Annotated in this window: 3 protein-coding genes; all 3 read right to left on the bottom strand. The window is 65.1% G+C overall.

Translation table 11 applies throughout. The features are described 5' to 3' along the window. Nucleotides 1-413: SAM-dependent methyltransferase (locus QT222_RS04515; protein WP_491476438.1), on the bottom strand; the 413-nt coding region annotated here is incomplete at its 3' end. Next, on the bottom strand, nucleotides 406-1,086 hold the full coding sequence (locus QT222_RS04510) for a precorrin-8X methylmutase (RefSeq protein ID WP_004056392.1): 681 nt from the start codon (nucleotides 1,084-1,086) through the stop codon (nucleotides 406-408). The genes QT222_RS04515 and QT222_RS04510, both read right to left, overlap by 8 nt. Continuing rightward, the coding region (locus QT222_RS04505) for a cobaltochelatase subunit CobN (protein ID WP_491476437.1) at nucleotides 1,079-3,654 on the bottom strand (2,576 nt) is incomplete at its 5' end. The genes QT222_RS04505 and QT222_RS04510, both read right to left, overlap by 8 nt.

Genomic DNA, 3,654 nt, shown 5'->3' with positions numbered 1-3,654 from the left:
GAAATCCCCGGAATCGCCTTGACCGGCCGCCCTACGACCTGCCGCACCTTCCCGAGGAACTGGTACCCCGTGTGGTCCGGGTCGCCCATCAACACCGCCGTCCCGCGGACGCCGGAGCTAACGCGCTTGGCGAACTCGTTGAGGGCGTCCGCTTCGTCCGCGTACCCGCAGGTGAGCAGGTCCGCGTCGGTCTCGTCGGCGACGAAATCGACGACAGTCTGGAAGCCGACGACGACGTCCGCTTCTTTGATAGCCCGTAGGCCACGCGGCGTCAGGTACTCTAGATTTCCGGGGCCAATGCCGACCCCGTACACCGGATTGTCGGTCTCGTCGAGTTCCGATTCGGGTGCAGCGGCTGCGAAGCCCGCCGGGTCCGGCCCGACGTTGAGGTCGTACGGGTCGTCCTCACTCATGAGCGGTCAGGTCCACCTCGCCGTCGCGCACGTCGCTTGCAACGTGGATTAGTTCGTTCGTGAGTGCTGCTGCGAGGCCGCTTCCACCACGCTTCCCGACGTTCGTCACGGCGGGGATGTCGTACTCGTCCGCAATTTCGCGGATACGCTTGCGACTCTCCTCGGCCTTGACGAAGCCGACTGGCGTCGCGACGATAGCTGCCGGGCGGGTTCCGTTCTCGATGCAGTCGGCGAGCGCCAGCGCGCCGGTCGGCGCGTTACCGACGACGGCGATTGCACCTTCGTAGACGCCCTGCTTGTCCAGTTCGAGCACCGAGGCCGCGGTCCGGGTCATACCGGTCTCGGCGGCGAGTTCGGCTCCGTTGCCGATGGCCTTTTTGACGGGGCAGTCGTGGCCGCGACCGGTGATGCCCGCTTTCACCATCGTGATATCGGTCACGATAGGCTGTTCGTCGAGGACGGCCCGCGCACCGGAGACGACGGGGTTGTTCTGGCAGCGGATGAGGTGCTGGAACTCGATATCGCCGGTCGAGTGAACCGCCTTCTGTCGAAGCCGGTCGTTCAGCGTCTCGTCGGGGACGAACGTCCGGACGATGTCCATGCTCGTCTCCGCGATATCCATCGCTTCTTGCGTCGTTGCGCCGAGGTCCGCGTATGCTTCGTTTTCAGTCATTTTGGGTTTGGGTGTGGGTCTGCGTTACCGCGTTGGTCGTGTTCGATTCGAGGTCGCCCTCGACGGAGAGGTTGATGTCCTGCAACTGTTCGCTCACGTCGTCGGAGGCGTCCCACAGGCCGCGGTCGATGGCTTCGAGGAAGGTCGCCGTGATGCTTTCGAGCGCCCACGGGTTCACGTCGCGCATCCCCTCCTGTCGGTCCTCGTCGAAGGCGTAGGCCTCGGCGAGTTGTTCCCAGAGCGCGTCGCTGACGACGCCGGTCGTCGCGTCCCAGCCGAGTGCGACGTCGACCGTGGTCGAGAGGTCACCAGCGCCCTTGTAGCCGTGTTCCTCCATGCTGTCGAGCCAGTCGGGGTTGAGGACGCGGGCCCGCATCGTCTTGCGAACCTTCTCCTCGTTGGTGTAAATTTGGACGTTGTCCGGGTCGCTGGAGTCACCGACGTAGGACGCGGGGTCGCTCCCGGAGATTTCGCCGACGGCCGAGACGAACCCGCCGTGGAACGCGTACCAGTCCGACGAGTCGAACTCGTCCTGCTCGGCGGTGTCTTCGATTTTCACTGTCGCTTCGACGCCGCTCAGGCGTCGTTCGAACGCCTCGTGCGCTTCGGTCACGCGGCCGCGACTGCCGAGGGCGTAGCCGCCCCACTGGACGTACACGTCGGCGAGGTCGCTGCGGTCGTCCCAGTTACCCTCGTCGACCGCTTTGTTCGTCCCGGCACCGTAGCCGCCGGGCGTCGTCGTAAAGACGCGGTGCTTGGCCAACTTTTCGGCGTCGCTGGCGTCGACACCATCGTCTTCTAACTCCTCGGCTTCCTCCTCGACGTGCTTTTTCACGTAGTTCATGTCGTGCGGTTCGTCGAGTTCGACCACGGCATCGACGGCGTCGTTGATGACGCTCGCCGCCTGCGGGAAGGCGTCGCGGAAGAGTCCCGACACGCGCGTCGTCACGTCGACTCGTGGCCGACCGAGTTCGTCGAGCGGAACCGGTTCCACGTCGTCGATGCGGCCCGCGTCGGTCCAGACCGGTTCGACGCCCATGAACGCGAGCACCTGCGCGATGGTCTCGCCGCGAGTCCGAATCGTCGGTGTTCCCCACGCTACGACGCCGAACTCTTCGGGGTACTCCTCGTGTTCGTCGTAGTGACGTTCGAGGACGCCATCTGCAACGCGCTTCCCAACGTCCCACGCCGGTTTCGCGGGCACTTTTCGGGGGTCGAGCGTGTAGAAGTTCCGCCCGGTCGGGAGTAGGTCCACGCCGCCGCGGGTCGGTGCGCCGCTGCCGCCCGGTTGGACGTACTCGCCATTGAGTGCGTCCGCGGTCTGCGGAATCTCGTCGGCAGCAGCATCGACTCGCGGGGCCGCCTCCTCGCAGATGAACGCCAGCACTTCTCGGAGGTCGTCGTGCGCGCCGCGCTTCGCCCGTGCATCACCCAGTTGGTCGATATCGACGACGAGCAGGTTCATGTTCACCTCGTCGTCCGGGTCGGCTTCGACCTCCGATTCGGGCACGTCGAAGTCGTGTTCCGCGAGGGTTTCGACCAGTTCGACGCACTGGTCGTAGACATGGTCGGACGCCTCCGAGAGGTACATCCCGAGGTCGTCGTCGTAGGTTCCCGGTTCGTCACGCATTCGGTCGTAATCGACGCCCATGACGCCAGCGACGCTTCCACGTAGACTCGGCGTATCGGCGTTCGGAAGGCGCGTGAGGGCGACGAGGTACTCCACGAGACGGTCGCTTTCCGGTGGTTCGCTCATCGTGTGGAGACCCATCCGGATTTGCGTCGTCTTGATGTCGGTCAGATACTCGTGGATTCGCTCGACGAGCGCGTCGAAATCGACGTTTTCCCCGTCGCGAATATCGTCGGCGTCGGCGACGCCGTCGAGGTCTTCGAACCCGAGTTCGACTGCGAGGTTGAGGTTGTCGACCGCCTCCAGGACGAGGTCACGGAGGTGTTCGCCGCTGTCGGGTCGCGCCTCGTCCATGCCCGCCTCGCGGTACTCTCGGGCGAGTTCTTCGAGGTCCGAGAGGTCGTCGTACGTCCCGGCGGTTCGCATGACGGGCGTCAGGTAATCGACGATGGCCGCGTACGACCGGCGCTTGGCCTGCGTGCCCTCACCGGGGTTGTTGATGATGTACGGGTAGACGTTCGGCAGGTCGGCGACCAACTGGTCCGGCGCGCTCTCGGCGTTCAGGCCGACGGTCTTGCCGGGGAGCCATTCGAGACTGCCGTGCGTGCCGAGGTGGACGACGGCGTCGGCGTCGAACTCGTTTCGCAGCCACCCGTAGAAGGCGAGGTAGTCGTGCGGTGGCTGGAGGTCGGAATCGTGGTACACCTTCGAGGGGTCCATCCCGAACCCTCGCGGCGGTTGGACGGTCACGAGAACGTTTTCGAACTCGACACCCGGAATCGCGAAGGGCCGCTCCGGCGGTTCGCCCCACTCCTCGACGAGATTGTCTTGGAACCGCTCGTCCGTCTCCTCGAACCACTCGCCGTACTGTTCGGACGAAACCACGTCGACGCTTAAGTCCCGAACGTCCTCGGGCGCGACCCAGCGGTCGTCCAGCG

It is taken from the genome of Haloferax sp. s1, assembly GCF_058382125.1.
This window is presented reverse-complemented; position numbering and strand designations above follow the sequence as displayed.